Origin of the sequence: Roseateles sp. (genome assembly GCF_049240545.1) — a bacterium.
GTDB lineage: Bacteria > Pseudomonadota > Gammaproteobacteria > Burkholderiales > Burkholderiaceae_C > Paucibacter_A.
Genome location: NZ_JBMLSK010000225.1, coordinates 32,437 through 52,920, shown reverse-complemented (window position 1 = coordinate 52,920; position 20,484 = coordinate 32,437). Strand labels below are relative to the sequence as shown.

The following is a 20,484-nucleotide window of genomic DNA, read 5'->3' as shown; positions in this document are numbered from 1 at the left end:
TCAGGTGTGGGAGCGGTCTTTGCGAAGCCCTGGCACGATAGCAGCGAATTCAAAGCGTGCAGGTGAGCGGCAAGCGGTGAAAGCAAAAAAAGCCGATCCGGTTCAGCCATGGCCGGCAGGAGAGCGATTGAGCTTGGGTATCTGGCCGTGTCGAAATGAGGCCACAAGGCAGGCAAAACCGTGAATACCGCACCGACATAGGGCGGCCGCCTTAGACGCGCACGAGGAATCAAGAGCGAGGCTTATTACACTGTCACTATTGCGCATCGTGGAAAAAGCAGGGCTTTTCCCGCCTTGCTTTCACGCTAGCTTTCCCGCATGCAGCGTGAGTGGTTCTTCCGCGGGTTGTTGCAGTGAATCGAAAGTCATCCATGTCCTTGCTTGCATCTATTGCTTTAGCGGCTGCCGGCGCAGCCTCCGGCAATGTCTTGCCGCACTGTTCTTGGGACAGGCCAGGCGTGAATCCCTTTATGGGAGACGTGGTTGCGGCCGTGGATCGCTATCAAGATATTCCTGCAGCGACCCGGGCGCGCCTCAAGGCCCGCATGGTCAAGCGAGACTATGACGAGCTGGTGACGATTCAGCGCGATGCCATCAAGGGTCAAGCCCAGTACGGCAGCGAGATCCGAGATATGCACTTCGGTGCCAACAGCGTCTGTAAAACCGTCAGCCGGGCCAAGTGGACGCAGCAGTTTGAAGAACGCGGCCTGGTGTATTGCGAGGAAGGGCATTGCATCTTGGTGCCCACCGTCTGCCGCAACGTCAGCCGCATCCAGCGAATGAGCCCCAAGGCGGCGGCCGGTGGCAGCACGGTCGCCTCGGCGGCGCAAGAAATTGTCGATCCGCAGACACCGCTGGAAATGGATCCGCCTTCCGCTGGACCGATGGCGACCGCAGCACCGACGCCGGCCAATAGTTTTTCGCAGATCGCCAGTGGCAATAACGAGGGCTTCGACATCAGCTCTTTGCCACCCACGGGTGCAGGCTTCGCCGCTCCGAGTCCTGGATTTGGTGGCATTTCGATTCCCTCTTTGCCGCCAGGTACTTCGATCCCGCCGCCGACTGGCTCCACCTTGCCGCCGGTTGTACCTGGCATCCCCGAGCCCGGCACTTGGGCCATGTTGCTGGCCGGCCTTTTCGCCGTCGGCTTCGTCGCCCGTCGTCGCAGCCAGTAAGTACCAACAAGGAGGGGCCTCATGGAGGCCCCTCGGTTTATTCAACCCTTCTCGCTGCGCGCAGCCTCACGCACTCAGCGCAGCAAAGCCTTCAAGTAGCGCCCGGTGTGGCTGTCCTCATGGGCGGCCAATTCTTCCGGTGTGCCGGCCAGCAGCAGTTGCCCGCCGCCTGAGCCACCTTCGGGGCCCATATCGATCAACCAGTCGGCCGTCTTGATGACATCCAGGTTGTGCTCGATCACCACGATGGTGTTGCCCGCATCGCGCAGTTGGTGCAAGACTTTCAGCAGCAAGGCGATGTCGGCAAAGTGCAGGCCGGTGGTGGGCTCGTCCAGGATGTAGAGCGTGCGACCGGTGTCGCGCTTGCTCAACTCCAGCGCCAGCTTGACCCGTTGCGCCTCGCCGCCCGAGAGCGTGGTGGCGCTTTGTCCCAGCTTCACATAGCCCAGGCCCACATCCAGCAACGTTTGCAGCTTGCGCGCCAGCGTGGGCACCGCGCTGAAGAACTGGTGCGCGTCCTCGATGGTCATCGCCAGCACTTCGGTGATGTTCTTTCCCTTGTAGAGCACCTCCAGCGTTTCGCGGTTGTAGCGCTTGCCGTGGCAGGTGTCGCAGGGCACGTAAACATCCGGCAGGAAGTGCATCTCCACCTTCAGCACGCCGTCGCCCTGGCAGGCCTCGCAGCGGCCGCCGGCCACATTGAAGGAGAAGCGACCCGGTCCGTAACCGCGTTCGCGCGCGGTGTTCATCTCGGCGAACAGCTCACGAATCGGGGTGAACAAGCCGGTGTAGGTGGCGGGATTCGAGCGTGGCGTGCGGCCGATCGGCGACTGGTCGACGTTGATGACCTTGTCGAAGGCGTCCAGCCCTTCGATCTCATCATGCGGCGCGGGGTCGGCATGGCTTTGATAAATCTTCTTGGCCACCGCCGTGTAGAGCGTGTCGTTGACCAAGGTGCTCTTGCCCGAGCCGGATACCCCGGTTACGCAGGTCAAGAGGCCCACCGGGATCTCGACCGTCACGCCCTTCAAATTATTGCCGCGTGCGTTGATGATCTTCAGGGACTTGTGCTCGGCATCGGCCGGCACGCGGTGACGCTCGCGTGGCACTTCGATCTTGGCCGATCCCGAAAGGTAGCGACCGGTCAGGGAGGCTGGGTTGGCAGCCACCTCGGCCGGCGTGCCCTGCGCAATGATGTGGCCGCCATGCACACCGGCGCCGGGGCCCAGGTCCAGCACATAGTCGGCGGCGCGGATCGCGTCTTCATCGTGCTCCACCACCAGCACCGAATTGCCCAGGTCGCGCAAGCGGCGCAGGGTGGCGATCAGGCGGTCGTTGTCGCGCTGGTGCAGGCCGATGGACGGTTCGTCCAGCACATACATCACCCCGGTCAGGCCGGAGCCGATCTGCGAGGCCAGGCGAATGCGCTGCGCTTCGCCGCCCGACAAGGTGTCGGCGCTGCGGTCCAGGCTCAGGTAGTTCAGACCCACATCGTTCAAGAAGCGCAGCCGCGAGGTGATCTCGCGCACCACTTTGTCGCCGATTTCGGCCTTGGCGCCCTTGAGCTTCAGGCCTTCAAAATAGTGCAGACAGTCGCGCAGGGTCGAATGCTCAACCTCATAGATCGGCCGACCCAACTCGCCCGCCGCCGCATCGGCCGGTTGCAGCAAGACATGGCGGGCCTCGCGGCGCAGCCGTGAGCCCTCGCAATGCGGGCACTTCTTAGGCGCCATATAGCGGGCCAGGTCTTCACGCACCGCGCTGGAATCCGTTTCCTTGAAGCGGCGCTGCAGATTCGGCAGGATGCCTTCAAAGGGATGCGAGCGTTTCACCGCGCGCTTTTTGGTGCCGCCACCGGCGGCCGCACTTTCGGCCTGGTAGACAAACTGAATCTCGTCCGTGCCGGAGCCATACAAAAGCGCCTGGCGTGCCGTTTCGGGCAGTTCCTCAAAGGGCAGGTCGATGTCGAACTGGTAATGCGCCGCCACCGCCTCCAGCATCGAGAAGGTGTAGGCATTGCGCCGGTCCCAGCCCTTCACCGCGCCGCTGGCCAGGCTCAAGCTGGGGAAGGCGACCACGCGCTCCGGGTCGAATACCGTCATCTGGCCCAGGCCCTCGCATGAGGGGCAAGCGCCCACCGGCGAGTTGAAGGAGAACAGGCGCGGCTCCAGCTCCTGCAGCGAATAGCTGCAGATCGGGCAGGCGAACTTGCTGGAGAAAATCTGCTCCTTACCGCTGTCCATATTCAGCACCAGCGCACGGCCTTCGGCCAAACGCAGCGCGGCCTCGAAGCTCTCGGCCAGGCGCTGGCGCAGCGAGTCGGCGCTTTCGGCCTTGATCTTGACCCGGTCGATGACCACGTCGATATCGTGCTTCTCGGCCTTTTTCAGCGCTGGGAAGTCGGGTGCGTCGACGGTCACGCCGTCGACTCGAAAGCGCACATAGCCTTGCGCCTGCATGGCCTCGAACAGGTCCAGGAACTCGCCCTTGCGGTCACGCACCACCGGGGCCAGCAGCATCAGCTTGCTGTCTTCCGGCATGGACAAGACCGCATCGACCATCTGGCTGATGCTTTGTGCCTCCAGCGGCAAATGGTGGTCGGGGCAGAAGGGCGTGCCGGCGCGGGCGTAGAGCAGGCGCAGGTAGTCGTGGATTTCGGTGACGGTGCCGACCGTCGAGCGTGGGTTGTGGCTGGTGGCTTTTTGCTCGATCGAGATGGCCGGCGACAAACCTTCAATGACGTCCACATCCGGTTTGTCCATCAGCTGCAAGAACTGGCGCGCATAGGCCGACAAACTCTCGACGTAGCGGCGCTGGCCCTCGGCATACAGCGTGTCAAAGGCCAGGCTGGACTTGCCCGAACCCGACAAACCGGTGATCACCACCAGTTTGTTGCGCGGCAGGTCGACGTCGATGTTCTTCAGATTGTGGGTGCGCGCCCCCCGCACGCGGATCATCGGCACTTCAAACGGCAAAGGTGTGGGGTCGGTCATGGTCAGCAAATGGCGAGGCAACCCGCCATCATAGGGCGCTGTGCTTCAAAGGCTCCAGCAGCCGTTGTCGACCGGGGCCTGCGGATGGAAAACAAGGGCCGAACGCGCTACCCTGCACCTGGATGCAGCCAATTGCGTGGCCCGCTGAACGCGTTCCGGGCCATGACAGGGAGACGCCATGGACTGTCCGAACGACCCCTTCGAGGGGCAGAGCGATGCAGAAGGCCTTGCTGCTGGGGCACCCCGCGCGGACTTCAGGCCGGCGCTTGAGGCGGCGCTGATGCTGGCTGAGCAGCGCGCCGAGCGTGCCGAGCGCGCCCTGCAGATCAGCGAGATGCGCTTTCACGTGATGATCGAGGGCCTGAGAAAAGTTGCAGTGCAAGGCTATGACCGCGAGCGCCGGGTGGTGGCCTGGAACTCCGGCAGTGAGGCGCTCTATGGCTACAGCCGAGCAGAGGCGCTGGGCCAGCGACTGGAAGACCTGATCATTCCGGCGCCCATGCGCGAGGCGGTGATCGCCGGCGTCAACAGTTGGTTGGCCTCGGGCGCGGTCACCATGCCTGCCGAAGAGTTGGTCTTGCAAGGCAAGGACGGCAGACCCGTGCAGGTCTATTCCAGCCACACCATGCAAATCAACAGTCACGGCGAGCCGGAGTTGTACTGTGTGGACATCGATTTGAGTGAACGCGCGAAGCTGGAGGCGCAGCTGCGTGAAGCGCAAAAACTTGAATCCATGGGCCGCCTCGCTGGCGGCATTGCCCATGATTTCAACAATGTGTTGGGCGGTTTGCTGGCCAATCTGGCAATCGCGCGCGAGCAACTGCAGCCCGACCATGCGGCCCAGCCCCGGCTGGCGCTGATCGCCCGAGGCGCCCATCATGCGCGTGATCTGGTACAGCAAATCCTGGCCTTCAGCCGCCGTCAGCCGCGCGTCTTGGTGTCACTGGATTTGCGCGCGCTGATCGAAGACACCTTGGATTTGTTGCTCACCGCCAAACCCCCGAGCGCCCGGCTGACGTGGGAGTTGCCGCAGCAATCGGTTTGGGTGCGGGCCGACGCAACCCAGATCAAGCAGGTCTTGATCAATCTTTGTACCAATGCTTTTCATGCACTGAAAGGCCGGCCGGGGCGGGTGCAATTGACCCTGAGTCTGGCCAGTACGGAGCCAGCTGGAGATTCGCGACAAGCCTTGCTGCAAGTACAGGACGACGGTTGCGGCATGGATGCCGAGACGCGAATGCATCTCTTCGAGCCCTTTTTTACGACCAAGCAGGCGGGCGAGGGCTCGGGCCTGGGCTTGGCGGTCGTTCATGGCATTGTGCTGGCCCATCACGGCCACATCGAGGTCGAAAGCGAAGCCGGGCAGGGCGCGTGCTTCAAAGTTTATCTACCTGTTTTGGCGCAAGTGCCCGAGCCTGCCCAGGAACAGCCGGCGCTGGCTCAGCTGGAGCCTGCCCGCGGGCGACATGTTTTGTACCTAGATGACGATGAGGTGATGCGTTTGGCCGCTGAAGGCTTGCTGCAAGGCCTGGGCTACCGGGTCAGCTTGTTTCAGCAGGGGCGCGAGGCCTTGGCGGCGGTCGCGGCCACGCCGCAAGCCTTTGATCTGGTGGTGACGGACTTCAATATGCCGGATCTGAGCGGCCTCGATTTGGCCCGGCAGTTGCAGCAGATTCGGCCGGACCTGCCGGTGATTCTCAGCTCTGGCTATATGTCCGATGCCTTGCAGGCCCAGGCCCAGGCGGCCGGCATCAAGGCGCTGCTGCGCAAGGAAATGAGTCTTGAAGAACTTGGGCCCATGATCGCCAAACTTCTGGCCTAGGGAAAACCCTTCGTCGCGCCAGGCTGCAAGCCAATCGTCTGGGCTGGCAGTTCGTCGCATCTGCAGGGCGAAGACTCGAGGCACTTCGCACAATGAGTCCAACGAAGCCGAAAAGCGGTTTTGTTCCAAGTGACTCAACCCGAAGGAAACCTCATCATGTCAAGCCAACAAATTCTCGCCAAGACCTTTTTTGCCGCCGCTGCCCTGGGCTTTGCCGCGCTCTCACAGGCCGCACCGCAGCCGGAAGTGAGCCAACTGCCCCGCGTCGTCATCACCGGTAAAGCTGCACCCACGCTGCAAGTGGTGCAACTGCCGCGTGTGGTGGTGACCGGTTTGAGCATCAACAGCCAAATGCAGCAGCAAATGCTGGCCGCCGCCAAGCCCGCCAAGAACAGCGCCGGTCGTGTCTGAGCGTGCGGGATTGCCTTGCTTTCTTGCTCCTCGGATCGAGCCGAAGCGCAGCACCAGTGGCGTCACGCTCTGCTGCAGACTCGCTGCTGCTGCGCTTCGGTTTGATCTGATCCGATCCAACTGTCATCGAACTTCCCTGACAATGCCGCCTGATAGCAACGGCGGGTGAGGCCGGTTGGCGCCGCAGGCCTGCGGCGTCCTGATCTCGCACCGCCCACAAGACGGTCAGGGGAACAACAGTGACAGACGAAATCCGCAAGCGCAGATCGTGGCTTGACGGCTTCATGGCCTATGCCTTGCCCAGCGGTTTGAGCGAGGCGCAGGCGCGCGATCACATCGTCGTGCTCGATCAGCGGCTCTATGCGCTTTGGGACCTGGGTGAAAACCTGGTTTTTGCCTGGACGCCGGTTCCCCAGGGGCTGCGTGTGCTGGTGGCGCCCCATCCTTTGTTGACCGAGTTCAGCCATTCGAGTGCCGACCCCGAAGAGTCCGCACGCCGGCGACGGGTTCTGGACGAACTCTTGGCCCATCCGACGCATTTGCCGGAGGCGCAGTTTGAGGCCACGGCGATCGAACTGGGCCTGAGTCCGCAGCTGATCGACCTGCCATTTGCCCCCGAGTCCGGTTTGGGCCTGGGTTTGATTGCCGCCATCGTTTCCCGTTATGGCATCCGTCTGGTGGAAGACCGAGCGGTGATTTTGTTCGATGCGGTGGGTTTCTCTTTGCTCAGCCCTTTGCAGCAGGTGGTACAGCTGAACAGCCTGTCCTGCTCGGTCAATGCGGCCTACGCCAAGCTGCTGGACCGGGAGATCAATATCAACTTCGCCCGCACCACCACCGGTGACGGCTTCTACATCTGGAACCGCATGCGCGGCGTCGAGGCCAATGTGGAGCTGTACCAGCTCTTGCAGTTCATCCTGGCCGAAAACGCGCTGGCGCGGGAGCGTGCCAAGCGCCCCGATTCAGTACCGCAGTTGCGCGCGGCTTTCCATGTCGGCTCTCACTATGAGTTCTACCAAAGCGAGGGTTTGAATCCCACGTCCTTCAGCTATTTGGTCGGTCAGGTGACGATCGAGCTGGCGCGCATGATTGACCGAGCCTTGCCGGGTCAAATTCTGGTGGGCAAGTTCAACACCTTGATGCGCAGCGAAACCAGCGGCGAGATTCAGCGCATCGACAGCATCGAGTTTGTCGAGCGCACACGCCGACCTCTCAAGCAGCTCAACGGTCTGAGTTTGGCGGGGGCGGAGATTGATGCGATCGCCTGCTACTTGACCGGGCAGCGCGATGCTCAAGGTGAATTCGGCATCAGCGAGTTCGAGATCAGCGATAAGCACGGGCTGCCGCATCGGGTCTACAACGCCAAGATCAATATCCACCGGCGGGAAGGCCAGACCATATTTCTGGGTCTGAGGGAAGAGGACTTGCCCGCCTTCTCTGCGCCCTTAAGGAATCCTTGAGTTAAGGGCATCCCTTGCTTGTAGGATGAACAGCCGCGCGCACTCGCGATCACCGCCTGAGGCCATGAACGACCCGAATTCACACGCGCCCCGATTGCTGACGCTGGGGCAGCGTCGCAATCTGACCGTGTTGTTCTCGGATCTGTCCGATTCAACCCGCTTGGCCGATGGCATGGAGACTGAGCATTACGCCGCCATGTTGACGGAGCTGCGGGCGCTCTACCAAAGCGTGGTGCCGCGTCATGGCGGCACGGTGGTGCGTATTCAGGGCGATGGGATGCTGGCGATTTTTGGCTATCCCGAGTTGCGAGAGGATGACGGTCGCCGCGCCACCGAAGCCGCACTGGAGTTGCACGAGCGGGTGAGCGCTTTGCAGCCTCCCAGCGGTGCAGCGCAGTGGCCGCATGGCCACGCCTTGAATTTGCATTCAGGCATTCATGCCGGTTTGGTCCTGATTGAGGACGGTGATGCGGTGCGGGGCCGCTTCGAGTTGCTCGGCAACACCCCCAATTTCGCGGCGCGTTTGTCCGACGAGGCCGAGGCCGACGAGATTCTGGTCAGCGAAGAAACACTCGGCCTGCAAAGCCATTACTTCCGGACCAGTGCGCGTCGAGAAGTGCATATCAAGGGGCGCAACACACCGTTGACGGTGTACTCCATCCTCGGGCGGGTCGCCATTGGGCGACGGTTTGAGGCGAGTCGCTTGCGAGGGCTCTCGCCTTTCATTGGGCGGGTGCGTGAACTCGCGGTCTTGGAGTCGGCGCTGGATCAACTCCTGCAAGGGCAAGCGCATTGGTTCAGTGTTCGGGCCAGTGCCGGGCTTGGAAAAACCCGCCTGACCGAGGAGTTCTTGCGTCGCGCCGCTGAGCGCAATTGCCAGGTGCATCGCGGCTACTGCGAAAGCTATTTGAGCGCGGAGCCTTTGCAGCCTTTTCTGCAGATGACCCGTTTGTTGCAGGCCCAGGGGCTGAGCCAAGCTGGGGAATTGCTGGCGACCCCTGCGACCGCGCGACCCGATGCCTGGCTGCAGTTGCTGGAGGGCCTGGCGCGTCAGGCGCCTCAACTCGTTTGTGTGGACGACCTGCAATGGGCCGACGATGCCAGCCTCACGCTCTTGCACCGATTGCATCATTTGGCGCTGGAGCAGCGCCTGCCAATCTTGCTGCTGACGGCAACGCGGCCGCCGCCGGTGGCCGATGTTCTGGCCGCTTCGGCCTTGCCCAGCGTGGCCGACGGCCTCAGCGTGCTGGATTTGCAGCCTTTCAATGAAGCGGAGGCCGCCGCGGCCGTCGTTCATCTGCTGCCCGCAACCGATCCTTTTGTGGCCAGTGAGATCCAGCGGCACGCGGGCGGCAACCCTTTGTATATCGAGGAACTGTGCCACGCCATCAAGCATGAAGCACTCAAGCAGGCCGCTTCCGCCACCTTGGGTCGGGAGCAGGTCGGGCAGGCTTGGTTGGCTGCCCTGATCGAGTCGCGTGTGGCTCGACTGCCGCAGACGCAGACCCATCTCTTGCGCGCCGCCGCGGTCATCGGCAACGTCATTCCCTCGTGGTTGCTGCAGCGTGTGACCGGCTGTGGCGAACGTGATCCGGCCATGCTGGCCCTGGCGGAGGAAGACTTCCTGTTTCCCGATCGGCGTGCGGGCTTCTTGCGCTTCAAGCATGGCATCACCCGCGATGTGGTGTACGAATCGATAGGCTGGCATGAGCGCCAGTCCATGCATCTGCAAGTGGCGGCCGAGTTGCGTGCGCAGCCGGTCAACACGCCACGCCAGGCGACCGACGAGATGCTGGCCTATCACGGCGCTGCTGCGGGCTTGTGGGCGGAGGCGGCTTTCCATGCCGAGCGCGCGGGCGACCAGGCCTTGGCCTCATCGGCCTTGGATCGGGCCAAAAAACAGTACCGCGCCGCCTTGGTGGCCTTGGAGCATCTGCCGCCCGATCCGAGTATTGATGAGCGCTGGGTGGCCATCGCGCAGCGCTTCGGTCAGGCTTGTGTCTTTGATGCCTCGCGCGCCGATCTGCGAGTCATGCAGCATGCGGCCAAGCTCGCGGCGAGCAGCGCTGACACGGCGCGTTTCGCGCGCGCCGAGTACTGGCTGGCTTATGTCAGCTATGCCTTGGGTGAAGCCAAGTTTGCGATGCAGCATTGCCAGCAAGGGCTGTTTGCGGCCCAACAAGCCGGGGATGAGAATCTGGCCCTGCAGTTGCGGGGCACGCTCGGCCAGGTGTTGGCCGCCATGGGCGACTACCCGGCCGCCCTGAGTTTGTTGGATCAAGCCCTCGCCTCGCAGCGGCCGCGTGGCAGTGCCTCGGGACTGGCCAGCACTTCGGGCATGCGACGCCCCGCGATCGGACGCAGCTACTCGCTCGCGTGCAAGGCCTATGTGCTGGGGGATCAGGGGCAGTTCGAGGCCGCCCATCAGGTGTTTGATGAAGCGCTGAGCCATGTGCGAGGCAGCAATCTGCCGGTCGAGGCCTCGGTGCAAGGCTGGCGTGCCGTGGTGTTTTTGTGGCAAGGTCGGTGGACCGAGGCACGCGACTGCGCCCTGGAGTCCAAGCGCATCGGCGCTCGCGTGCGCAGCTTGTTCACCTTCGCGATGGGCCATGCTGCCGCCGCCTATGCCGCTTGGGTGACCTCTCGCAGCAGCAGCGCCGCTGCTGACTTGCGCGACGCCCTGGCTTGGCTGGACCCGCGCGGCGGCCGTTTGTTCTGCTCCTTGATCCATGGCTGGTTGGCCGAGGTCTTGGCCGAGCAAGGGGACAGGCCGGCGGCTCGCCATCAAATCGCCTTGGCCCTCCATTGTGGTCGCCAGAGTGACTGGATTGGTGTGGCCATGGCTTACCGGGTTGCGGCTCGCCTGGCCCAGGCGGATGGGCGACCCGCTGCGGTCAGCCGTTATTTGGCAGCCGCGGAGCGCGTGGCCGCGCTGCGTGGCTCGGCCCATGAAACGGCCAACAATCAGCTCTATACCGCGGAGCTGGCGGCGCAGCAAGGTCAGCCGGCGCAGCGCGCGCTGGCACAAGCGGCGCGGACGTTTGAAGCCATGGGCATGGCCTGGCATCTGAGCCGTGCGCAGCAAGCGCTGTCGAAGTACTGAGGCTCAGGGTTTGTGCTGCCCCCTCGGATGGGGCTGTTGAGCGTTAAAGTCCGGGCCGCTCCACACCGTTTGGAGTCCATGAGGCCGAAGATGAAAAGACGCAGCTTTCTATCCAGCACCGCCGCCGCTCTGGGCGCGAGCGGATTGCTACACCCCGCCCTGGCGGCCCCGCGTGAGCGCTTGCGCTTAGGGATGATCGGCACCGGCATGCGGGGTCAGGTCTTGCTGAAGGAGCTGCTGCGCCGCGACGATGTGGACGTGGTGGCGCTGTGCGATATCGAACCCATCATGCTGGGCCGTGCCCTGGCCATGGTGGCCAAGCACGAGAAGCCCAAGCCCCAGACCTACGGTGAGGGGGGCGACAAGCTTGCATATCTGCAGTTGCTGGCGCAGAAGAATCTGGACGGCGTCATCATTGCCACCCCTTGGGAGTTGCATGCGCCGATGGCGATTGCCGCCATGGAAGCCAAGGTGGCGGTGGGCTGCGAGGTGGTGGCTGGCATCACGATGCAAGACCACTGGAACGTGCTGCGCGTGCAGCAGCGTACCGGCACGCCGTATATGTTGCTGGAGAACGTCTGCTACCGACGCGATGTGATGGCGGTGCTGCAGATGGTGCGGGCGCAGATGTTCGGTGAGCTGGTGCATTTGCAGGGCGGCTATCAGCATGATTTGCGCGCCGTCAAGTTCAACTCGGGGCACCCGAACGAGCCTTATGGCAGCGGCGTCGAGTTTGGCGACAAGGGCTGGTCGGAGGCGCGTTGGCGCACCGAGCACTCGGTGCAGCGCAATGGCGAGCTCTACCCCAGTCACGGCATCGGTCCTTGTGCGATGTACACCAACATCCATCGCGGCAATCGCTTCACCCACATCAACGCATTCGCCAGCAAGGCGCGTGGCTTGCAGGACTATGTGGCCAATAAAAAGGGGGCGAAGGCCCATCCGAACGCCAAGGTCAGGTTCAAACTCGGCGACATCGTGACCACCACCTTGGCCTGCGAGAACGGCGAAACGATTCTGCTGCAGCACGACACCTCGCTGCCGCGACCGTACTCGCTGGGCTTCCGCGTGCAAGGCACCAATGGCCTGTGGATGGATGTGAATCATTCGGTGCATGTGGAAGGCATCAGCCCGCCGCACGAGTGGGAGGATTTCCAGGCCTACCAAGACAAGTTCGAACACCCCTTGTGGAAGAAGCATGCCGCCAGCGCGGCGGGTGCCGGCCATGGCGGCATGGACTGGTTTGTGATCAACGCCTTTGTCGAGGCGCTGAAGGCCGATGCGCCGATGCCCATCGACATCTACGACGCGGTGGCCTGGAGCGCCATCACGCCGCTGTCGGAACAGTCGATTGCCGAGGGTTTCAAGACCCTGCCGTTTCCCGACTTCACCGAAGGCAAGTGGAAGACGCGCAAACCCATCTTCGCCTTCGACGATCGCTATTGACCTTCGGGCCGAGGCGGCCGGCCGCGCGGGTCTGAGCGCTTCGTTCATCGCCGCCAATCTCATTTCGCCCGCACCGGCCTGCGTTTCGTCGCTTGCCGGCTGCGCCGGCGCGCCGCTTTGGTGACACTGCAGACATTGCAACAGAGGAGCACCCTCAACACCAAGGAGCCCGGTCATGAAAACCCGTTTCAACTTCTCTCTTTTGACGACTTTCTTGACCGCGCTGGGCGCCGTCGCGGCCTCCGCCGTGCTCGGGCTGAATCTGGCCGATCAGGCCGAGTCGCAGCATCGCAAAGAGCAGCAAGTGGGGCGCGTCGTGACGACCGCAGAGGCGCAAGCGCTGCCCGTGCAGCAACTCCCCTTGGTTGTGATCGAAGGTCGTCGCCAGTCCTGAGTGGCGCGCCCTGAGCCGGCATCCCGAGAATCCCCCCAAATCAGTCGAAACCCCAATCACCTCAGGCGCAAGTCGGCGCGCCAGCGCTTGTAATATCGGGCAGCTTGGCGCATATGAGACCGAGCCAGTTTGAGGGGATGCATGGGAATCATCAGTCAGCGAAGCCGCGTGTTCGATGGGCAGCGCATGCCGTGCTTGTTGCTGGCCGGCTTGCTGCCTTTGCTGCTGGTCGCTTGCGGAGGCGGTGGGGGAAGCGGTGGCGCAGAAGTGCCGCCCCCGGCGGTGTTGCCGGTACCGCCCTTGAGTGCCGAATGCCAGCCCGGCTCGGTGGCTCGGCTGGTGCAAGACAGCGCAGCGCAGCAGGGCCGCAATACCGAAGTGGCGCTGCTCGCGTGCCCCGGCCAAGAGCTCAGACAGCTGCGCTGGACCCAAACCGCCGGCCCCGCCTTGAACCCACTGTCGGCGCGTTCGCAGGCGATTTCGGTCGACCCGCAGCTGGGCCAAAACTATCGTTTCGAGCTCAGCTACCTGGACGAGCAAGGCCGCAGCTTCCGTGAGACCTTGCCGCTGGAGGCCAAGGCGCTGGCCGATGCCAACAGCCTGCAGCTGCGCGGCGAGCCCTCGGTGATGAGCGGCGGCAAGACTTCGCTGCGGGCCACCCATCCCTTGATGGCCAGCCCCGAGTGGGCGGCTGCGACCGTGCTGTGGACCCAGGTGGACGGTCCCAGCCTCGACCTGGGTGAGCGCGGCGCCTGGCGCTTGCTGCTGACCGCGCCGCAGCTGAGCCAAGATGCAATCGTGCGTTTGCGAGCCACCGTGACGCTGAGCGGGGGCCGCCAAGCCAGTGGTGAGTTCAGCCTCTTGGTGCAGGCGCAACCCTTGAGGCTCCCTGCCGATCCGCTGTTTGGAAGCAAAGACCCCGCCAGCCGCGTCTACCCCTATTTGGCGCAGGGGCCTTACGCAGCGGCGCTGGATGACTGCATTTACAACCCGCGGCTGAGCCGCAGCAGCCCGAACAACCTTTGCACCTTGGGCCGCTTGCCCCTGCTGGGCCAGGCCACCGGTGGGGCGGTGCCGACGGTGGAGCAAGTCATGGAGCGGGTGCTTGTCTCCAATGATTGGATGGGCGCGGTCTTTGAGCGCTTCTTGCGCGAGCAAGATCCGCAGCAGGACTTCCGCCGCATGTTGTCCAGCGTCACCGCTATCGTGATTGGCGGCCGGGTGCGGCCGTCCTTCTATTGGAGTGCCACCGGCGCTATTTATCTGGACGGCAGTTTCTTCTGGCTCAGTCCCGAGCAGCGCGATACGGTCAGCGAATCTCCCGATCCGCGCAGCAACTTCGGCGCAGCGCTCAACTACGCTTCACCTTGGCGTTATGTGAAGAACAACAACCATGCCTATGCGAGCCTGGCGCGCGAACCCCGCCTGAGCCGCCCGCTCAGCGATTTGGCCTACCCGCTGGGCAGTTTGCTGTATCACGAGCTGACCCATGCGGCCGACTTCATGCCGCCGTTGACGCACGCCAGCCTGCCCAGCAACAAGCGGGTCTATGAGGCCGGCCCGGCGCGCAGTCTGTCGCAAAACCTGTACGAGCAGCTGCCGTTTTATTCCAGCGAGATGCAGGGGCTGGCCAAGGTCTTGTCCTTCGGCGCCACGGCCACGGCGCTGCAGCAGTCCTACACCCCGAGCGATATTGCCGGCTTCTTCAGCCGTGACCGGGTCAGTGACGACTACGCTTATTCCGTGCCTGACGGTGCCAACTTCTCGCGCGAAGACGCGGCCATGCTGTTGGAAGAGGCCATGATGCAGCTGCGCTATGGCGTGCTGCGTGACTATGCTGTCACCAACAAGTTGCAAGATGGCGCGCTCAGCGCCGACCTGATCGTCAACTGGGGCCAGCGTGGCCGCATCGGCGAGGCGGCCATCAAGCCGCGCGTCAAGCTGGTGCTGGCCGAGGCCATGCCTTGGGTGAGCCCCAATCTGGTGGACGGCTTGGCCGCGCCGCTGCAGTTGCGCAGCGGCCTGAGCTGGGGTGCCAACTTGGATCAGACGGCGCTGGCGGCAGGCCGCATCCGGCCGCTGAGCGCGCAGCAGCGCTTCAACGAGCAGGAGCAGACCACGCGCGAATTGCGTTCCCGCTGAACCCCAGGTCGGTAGTTTTTCACGCTGAAGGGGCGGGCGGCTGCGCGCCGCCCCGCCCGGCAACAGTCGCTTACAACTGTTGCCCGCTTCACGGCGGCTTCAAGGCAATCGGTCTTTAGAGTGCCGCCCATGGCGCTCGCTCCCCGCTTGCGCTGCAGTTTGGAGCGAGTGGTATGCGGCACAACTTAAACCTCGATGGCCCCGGTCGAAGCCTGCGCGGGTTGGCCTTGGCCGGCCTGCTGGGTGCAGCCTTGATTGGTTGCGGCGGAGGAGGCGGGGGCGGCGACACGGGCAGCGCGACGCCGTCGACCCCAAGCACGCCCAGCACCCCCGCGCCACCAGTGATCGCCAAGCCCAGCAGCCGCGACGAGGCCATGCGATTCTTGATGCAGGCCAGCTTCGGCCCCACCGAGGCCAGCATTGCTGCCGTCATGGACAAGGGTTATGAGCCTTGGCTGGATGAACAGCTGGCCAAGCCGGCCAGCGCGCACCGCCTCAACTGGGACGCCGCCGACGCGGCCATCAAGGCGAGCGCGCCATCCAGCTCGGCCGGGACCCGCGAGGTCTTGGACTCTTTTTACAAGGTAGCCATCACCGGCGAAGACCAGCTGCGCCAGCGGGTGGCTTATGCGCTGTCGCAGATCATGGTGGTCTCGATGGCGCAAGACAATGTGGGCAATCAGCCGCGCAGTGTGGCGTCGTACATGGATGTGCTGTCGGCCAACGCCTTTGGCAATTACCGCGACTTGCTGGAGCAGGTGGCTCGCCATCCGGCCATGGGCTTGTATCTCTCGCACCTGAAGAACCAGAAGGAAGACGCCAAGACCGGCCGCGTACCGGATGAAAACTTCGCCCGCGAGGTGATGCAGCTTTTCTCCATCGGTCTGATCGAGCTGAACGCCGATGGCAGCCCCAAGCTGGAGGGCGGTGCTCCGAAGCCGAGCTATGGGGCCGAGGACATCTCCGGTATGGCCAAGGTTTTCACCGGCTTCAGCTGGGATGGTGCCGACACCGCCGACGGGCGTTTCTGGGGTTGGTGCCCGGACTACTGCGCGGCCGACCGGCTGATCAAACCCATGCAGGGCTACAGCCAGTTCCATTCGATCAGCGAGAAGCGCTTTCTCGGCAAGGTGCTGCCGGCACAAGACAAGGCCGACCCGGCCGCCAGCTTGAAGCTGGGTCTGGACACCTTGGCCACGCATCCGAATGTGGGGCCTTTCATCGGACGCCAGATGATTCAGCGCCTGGTCACCAGCAATCCCAGCCCGGCTTATGTAGCTCGGGTCAGCAAGGCCTTTGGCGGCGGTGATATGAAGGCCATGGTCAAGGCGGTGTTGCTGGATGCCGAGGCGCGTGATGCCACGCTGGCCGGCCAGCCCAGCTACGGCAAGTTGCAAGAGCCGGTGCTGCGCCTGATCTCGGCGCTGCGCGGCCTGGGCGCCACCAGCGACAGCGGCGCCTGGTTGATCGGCAGCACCGATGACCCCAGCAGCCAGCTGGGCCAGTCACCGATGCGCTCACCCTCGGTGTTCAATTTCTACCGGCCGGGCTTTGTCTTGCCGGGCAGCGAATCCGGTGCGGCCAAGCTGACCATGCCCGAGCTGCAACTGGTGCACGAGACTTCGGTGGCCGGCTATGCCAACTACATCCGGAACGGCGTGGCGAATGGCTTTGGCCAGCGTGGCCTGGACTTCAAGGGGACGCGCAACGATGTGCAGTTCGATCTGACGGCGCTGTTGCCGCTGGTGCCCAAGCCGGCCGAGCTGGTCGAGCAGGTCTGCAAGCAGCTGCTGGGCGCGCGCGCCAATGCGGCCTTGAAGGCGGAGATGGTGGCAGCGGTGGAGTCGGTCAAGCTGGATGCGCTGAAGGCCGATGCCAGCAACCAGAAAACCGTCGATGACCAGACGCGCAACCGCGCCAAGCTGGCTGTTTATCTGGCGCTGGTGTCGCCGGAATACCTGGTTCAAAAGTGAGGGCTGCGCCATGAGCACAAACAACGTATTCAACTCCCCGGCCTCGCGGCGTGCCTTCTTGCGGCAGGCCGCAGGCTTCGCCGGCCTGGGTGCCGCCGCACCGATGGCTCTGAATCTGGCCGCACTTGGCAGCGCTAACGCGCAAACCGCCGGGGACTACAAGGCCCTGGTCTGCGTCTTTTTGTTTGGTGGCAATGACGCCTTCAATATGGTGTTGCCCACAGATGCGGCCTCCTGGTCGGCCTACAGCCAGGTGCGCAACCAGGCGCCCGAATCGATTGCCTTGCTGGCGCCGGGCACGGCCCCGCAAGCCGGGGCAGGCGCCGGCTCGCCCGAGCGTCTGGGCGGCGTGTTGCCCATCAGCCCCATCAGCAATCAAGGCCGCAGCTTTGCCCTGCATCCCAGCATGACGGGCGTGCGCGATCTCTTCGCCGCAGGCCGCCTGGCGGTGCTGCCGAATATCGGCCCGCTGGTGCGCCCCACCACCAAGGCCGATCTGAAGATCGCCAGCTTTGCGCGCCCGGCCGGCCTGTTCTCGCACAACGACCAGCAATCCACCTGGCAGTCCTTGACGCCGGAGGGCGCCACCGTCGGCTGGGGCGGCCGCTTCGCCGACCTGCTGATGGCGGGCAACAGCCAGCCCATCTTCAGCGCCATCTCGGCCGGGGGCAATGCGGTGTTCCTGAGCGGCAAGCAGGCGCTGCAGTACCAAATCAGCACCCGCGGTGCGGTGCGCATTGGCGGCAGCGACACCAGCTTGTTCGGCTCCACCACCGCGCTCGATCGCATGCGCACCGTCATGCGCGGCGGCCGCAACAGCGATGTGATTGGGCGCGACCATGCGGCCGTCGTCAGCCGTTCACTCTCCGCCGAGGCCTTGATTGCCGCGGCCCTGCCCGCGGCCAATCTGGCCCCCTACGGCACACCGGGCCTGACCAATGGCGCGGCCGATCCGCTGCTGCAATATGACAACCCGCTGACCGGGGCCAAGTCCAACAACGGCCTGGCCCAGCAGTTGCAAGTGGTGGCGCGCACCATGGGAGCGCGCAGCGCGCTGGGCGCCGGCCGGCAGGTCTTCTTCGTCAGCATGGGCGGCTTCGACACCCATGACGGGCAAAACCGCGCCCAGGCCGACCTGATGGCCAGGCTATCCCATGCCTTGGCTTACTTTGACAACACCTTGGGTGCCATGGGCTTGCGCAACAATGTCACCACCTTCACCGCCAGTGATTTCGGCCGCACCTTCACCAGCAATGGCGACGGCACCGACCACGGCTGGGGCAGTCATCACTTCGTCATGGGTGGCGCGGTCAAGGGCCGCGAGTTCTATGGCAACTTCCCCATCGTCGGGCTGAAGAACAGCAAAAACAATGACTTTGACAGCAGTCCGAACCAACTCGGCAACGGCAGCCTGTTGCCCGAGACCTCGGTGGAGCAACTCGGCGCCACGCTGGGCCGCTGGATGGGCGTCAGCGAGGGTTCGCTGGCCGACATCTTCCCGAATCTGAAGAACTTTGATGCCAGTAAGCGGGACTTGGGCTTTATGGCCTAACTGGCATCCAGCACACGCAGGATCTCGTCGCCATAGGCTTCGAGCTTCTTCGCCCCCACGCCGCTGATTTGCGCCAGCTCGTCGAGTGACTGCGGCTGTTGGCGGGCCATTTCGGCCAGGGTCACGTTCTGGAAGATCACATAGGCCGGCAGGCCGTGCTCCTTGGCGACCTCGGCGCGCCAGGCCTTGAGCTGCTCGAAGCGGGCCTGAGCGGACTCGTCCAAGTCCACCGGCGCGGAACTGCGGCCCGAGCCGCCGGGCTTGCTGCCGCCACGCGAGAGCTTGCCTTTCTTCGGCGCCACGCTGGGCACGCGCAAGAGCAGCTGCACCTCGCCCTTCAGCACCGAGCGGGCGCTGTCGGCCAAGGCCAGGGTTTGGTACTCGCCTTCGGTGAAGACATGGCCTAAGGCGATCAGCTGACGCAGCACGGCGCGCCACTGCGTCTCCGGCAGATCGGCGCCGATGGCCCAGGTGCTGAGCGTTTGGTGGCCGTACTGCGTGACCTTGTCGGTGAGCTTGCCGCGCAGCACATCGATCAGATGGCCGGCGCCAAAGCGCTGGCCGCCGTTTTGATGAAAGCGGTAGATGCAGCTGAGCAGCTTGCGCGCGGCTTCGGTGCCGTCCCAGGTGGCGGGAGGTACCAAGCAGTTGTCGCAATTGCCACAAGCGGTGCTCATTTCGCCGAAGTAACTGAGCAGCCGCACGCGCCGGCAGTCGGTCGCTTCGGCCAGCGCCAAGAGCGCATCGAGCTTGCCGCGTTGCCCCTTCTTGAACTCCTCGCCGGCTGGGCTTTCGTCGATCATGCGGCGTTGGTTCACCACATCGGCCAGGCCGTAGGTCATCCAAGCATCGGCCGCCGCGCCGTCGCGGCCGGCACGGCCGGTCTCTTGGTAATAGCTCTCGATGTTTTTGGGCAGGTCCAGATGGGCGACGAAGCGCACATCGGGTTTGTCGATGCCCATGCCGAAGGCGATGGTGGCCACCATCACGATGCTGTCTTCGCGTAAGAAGCGGTCTTGGTGGCGCTGGCGCACGGCGGCGTCCAGGCCGGCGTGATAGGGCAGGGCTTTGATGCCCTCCGCCTCTAGCCAGGCGGCGGTTTCTTCGACTTTTTTGCGGCTCTGGCAGTAGACGACGCCGGCGTCGTCGGCGTGCTCGTCTTGGATGAAGCGCAAGAGCTGCTCGCGCGGCTTGTCTTTTTCGACGATGGCGTAGCGGATATTGGGCCGGTCAAAGCTGCTGATGAAGATGCGCGCTTCTTCCAGGCGAAGGCGCTCGATGATGTCGGCGCGGGTCAGCTCATCGGCGGTGGCCGTCAGCGCGATGCGCGGCACCTCGGGGTAGCGCTCATGCAGCAGCGACAGGGCCAGGTATTCGCTGCGGAAGTCATGCCCCCACTGGCTGACGCAATGCGCTTCGTCGATGGCAAAGAGGCTCAGCAGGCCGCGTTCATACAGCGAGTCCAGTTGGGCCAGAAAGCGTGGGTTGGTGATGCGCTCGGGCGCGGCGTACAGCATCACCAGGCGGCCGCCCATCATTTCGCGCTCTACATGGCTGGCCTGCTCGCTGCTCAGCGTGGAGTTCAAAAAGGCGGCATGTACGCCGGCTTCTTCCAAGGCACCGACCTGGTCATGCATCAGCGCGATCAAGGGGCTGACCACCACGGTCACGCCTTGGCCGGCGCGGTGGCGGGCAATCGCGGGAATCTGGTAGCAGAGACTCTTGCCGCCGCCGGTGGGCATCAGCACCAAGGCGTCGCCATTGGCCACCATGTGATCGACGATGTCGGCCTGAGCACCCCGGAAGGCGCTGTAGCCAAAGACTTCTTGAAGAATGGCGCGCGCTGCCGGCTGGGGCGCGGTGGGGTGGGGGGGGCTCATGCTCATTGAAGCGCGCAATGGTACCCCTTCTATTCCTGCTGACCCTTCTGAGCGCAAGGCCAATTCTTCGTGCGCCCCCCCCTGAGTCGGGTGTCAAGTTTCATAGGAGAAGTAGGGCGTTCGGACTACAGCC

At 63.8% G+C, this 20,484-nt stretch carries 12 protein-coding genes; 10 read left to right on the top strand and 2 right to left on the bottom strand.

The features are described from left to right. Window positions 1-371: 371 nt before the first annotated feature. Window positions 372-1,175, top strand: a complete 804-nt coding sequence (locus ACOVRJ_RS16000) for an MHFG family PEP-CTERM protein (protein ID WP_422044829.1) — start codon at window positions 372-374, stop codon at window positions 1,173-1,175. 74 nt (window positions 1,176-1,249) lie between these two features. Here ACOVRJ_RS16000 and uvrA read toward each other — a convergent pair whose 3' ends face one another. Beyond that, window positions 1,250-4,168 (bottom strand): excinuclease ABC subunit UvrA, encoded by a 2,919-nt coding sequence (gene uvrA, locus ACOVRJ_RS15995; RefSeq protein WP_422044828.1) that lies wholly within the window; start codon window positions 4,166-4,168, stop codon window positions 1,250-1,252. A gap of 178 nt (window positions 4,169-4,346) precedes the next feature. Here uvrA and ACOVRJ_RS15990 point away from each other — a divergent pair, with 178 nt between their 5' ends. From ACOVRJ_RS15990 to ACOVRJ_RS15950, 9 genes are all read left to right on the top strand, one after another. Further along, window positions 4,347-5,990, top strand: coding sequence for a hybrid sensor histidine kinase/response regulator (locus ACOVRJ_RS15990; protein ID WP_422044827.1), 1,644 nt, complete (start codon window positions 4,347-4,349; stop codon window positions 5,988-5,990). Window positions 5,991-6,146: 156 nt separating this feature from the next. Continuing rightward, window positions 6,147-6,401, top strand: a complete 255-nt coding sequence (locus ACOVRJ_RS15985; protein WP_422044826.1) for a hypothetical protein — start codon at window positions 6,147-6,149, stop codon at window positions 6,399-6,401. Window positions 6,402-6,640: 239 nt separating this feature from the next. Next, window positions 6,641-7,861 carry a hypothetical protein gene (locus tag ACOVRJ_RS15980; protein WP_422044825.1) on the top strand — a complete coding sequence of 407 codons (1,221 nt, stop codon included), beginning with the start codon at window positions 6,641-6,643 and terminating at the stop codon, window positions 7,859-7,861. A 64-nt stretch (window positions 7,862-7,925) separates the two neighbouring features. Next, on the top strand, window positions 7,926-10,964 hold the full coding sequence (locus ACOVRJ_RS15975; protein ID WP_422044824.1) for an adenylate/guanylate cyclase domain-containing protein: 3,039 nt from the start codon (window positions 7,926-7,928) through the stop codon (window positions 10,962-10,964). Window positions 10,965-11,054: 90 nt separating this feature from the next. Next, window positions 11,055-12,410 carry a Gfo/Idh/MocA family protein gene (locus tag ACOVRJ_RS15970; RefSeq protein WP_422044823.1) on the top strand — a complete coding sequence of 452 codons (1,356 nt, stop codon included), beginning with the start codon at window positions 11,055-11,057 and terminating at the stop codon, window positions 12,408-12,410. 175 nt (window positions 12,411-12,585) lie between these two features. Then, window positions 12,586-12,804 carry a hypothetical protein gene (locus ACOVRJ_RS15965; protein ID WP_422044822.1) on the top strand — a complete coding sequence of 73 codons (219 nt, stop codon included), beginning with the start codon at window positions 12,586-12,588 and terminating at the stop codon, window positions 12,802-12,804. A 141-nt stretch (window positions 12,805-12,945) separates the two neighbouring features. Further along, window positions 12,946-14,946: a hypothetical protein gene (locus ACOVRJ_RS15960; RefSeq protein WP_422044821.1), complete on the top strand. Its 2,001-nt coding sequence runs from the start codon at window positions 12,946-12,948 to the stop codon at window positions 14,944-14,946. Between the two features lie 173 nt (window positions 14,947-15,119). After that, the gene (locus ACOVRJ_RS15955) at window positions 15,120-16,919 is read left to right on the top strand and encodes a DUF1800 domain-containing protein (protein ID WP_422044820.1); all 1,800 of its coding nucleotides are present in this window, start codon (window positions 15,120-15,122) and stop codon (window positions 16,917-16,919) included. Between the two features lie 10 nt (window positions 16,920-16,929). Further along, window positions 16,930-18,471, top strand: coding sequence for a DUF1501 domain-containing protein (locus ACOVRJ_RS15950; RefSeq protein WP_422044819.1), 1,542 nt, complete (start codon window positions 16,930-16,932; stop codon window positions 18,469-18,471). On the opposite strand, the gene recQ is transcribed toward ACOVRJ_RS15950, so the two are convergent. Further along, entirely contained in the window at window positions 18,468-20,351 is a 1,884-nt protein-coding gene (gene recQ / locus ACOVRJ_RS15945) for a DNA helicase RecQ (protein WP_422044818.1), read from the bottom strand. The genes ACOVRJ_RS15950 and recQ overlap by 4 nt on opposite strands. Between the last annotated feature and the right edge of the window lie 133 nt (window positions 20,352-20,484).

Coding starts and splice junctions, on each gene's coding strand:
- ACOVRJ_RS16000 (WP_422044829.1), top strand. CDS start 372: ATGTCCTTGCTTGCATCTATTGCTTTAGCGGCTGCCGGCGCAGCCTCC.
- ACOVRJ_RS15990 (WP_422044827.1), top strand. CDS start 4,347: ATGGACTGTCCGAACGACCCCTTCGAGGGGCAGAGCGATGCAGAAGGC.
- ACOVRJ_RS15955 (WP_422044820.1), top strand. CDS start 15,120: ATGCGGCACAACTTAAACCTCGATGGCCCCGGTCGAAGCCTGCGCGGG.
- ACOVRJ_RS15965 (WP_422044822.1), top strand. CDS start 12,586: ATGAAAACCCGTTTCAACTTCTCTCTTTTGACGACTTTCTTGACCGCG.
- ACOVRJ_RS15985 (WP_422044826.1), top strand. CDS start 6,147: ATGTCAAGCCAACAAATTCTCGCCAAGACCTTTTTTGCCGCCGCTGCC.
- uvrA (WP_422044828.1), bottom strand. CDS start 4,168: ATGACCGACCCCACACCTTTGCCGTTTGAAGTGCCGATGATCCGCGTG.
- ACOVRJ_RS15950 (WP_422044819.1), top strand. CDS start 16,930: ATGAGCACAAACAACGTATTCAACTCCCCGGCCTCGCGGCGTGCCTTC.
- recQ (WP_422044818.1), bottom strand. CDS start 20,351: ATGAGCCCCCCCCACCCCACCGCGCCCCAGCCGGCAGCGCGCGCCATT.
- ACOVRJ_RS15975 (WP_422044824.1), top strand. CDS start 7,926: ATGAACGACCCGAATTCACACGCGCCCCGATTGCTGACGCTGGGGCAG.
- ACOVRJ_RS15970 (WP_422044823.1), top strand. CDS start 11,055: ATGAAAAGACGCAGCTTTCTATCCAGCACCGCCGCCGCTCTGGGCGCG.
- ACOVRJ_RS15960 (WP_422044821.1), top strand. CDS start 12,946: ATGGGAATCATCAGTCAGCGAAGCCGCGTGTTCGATGGGCAGCGCATG.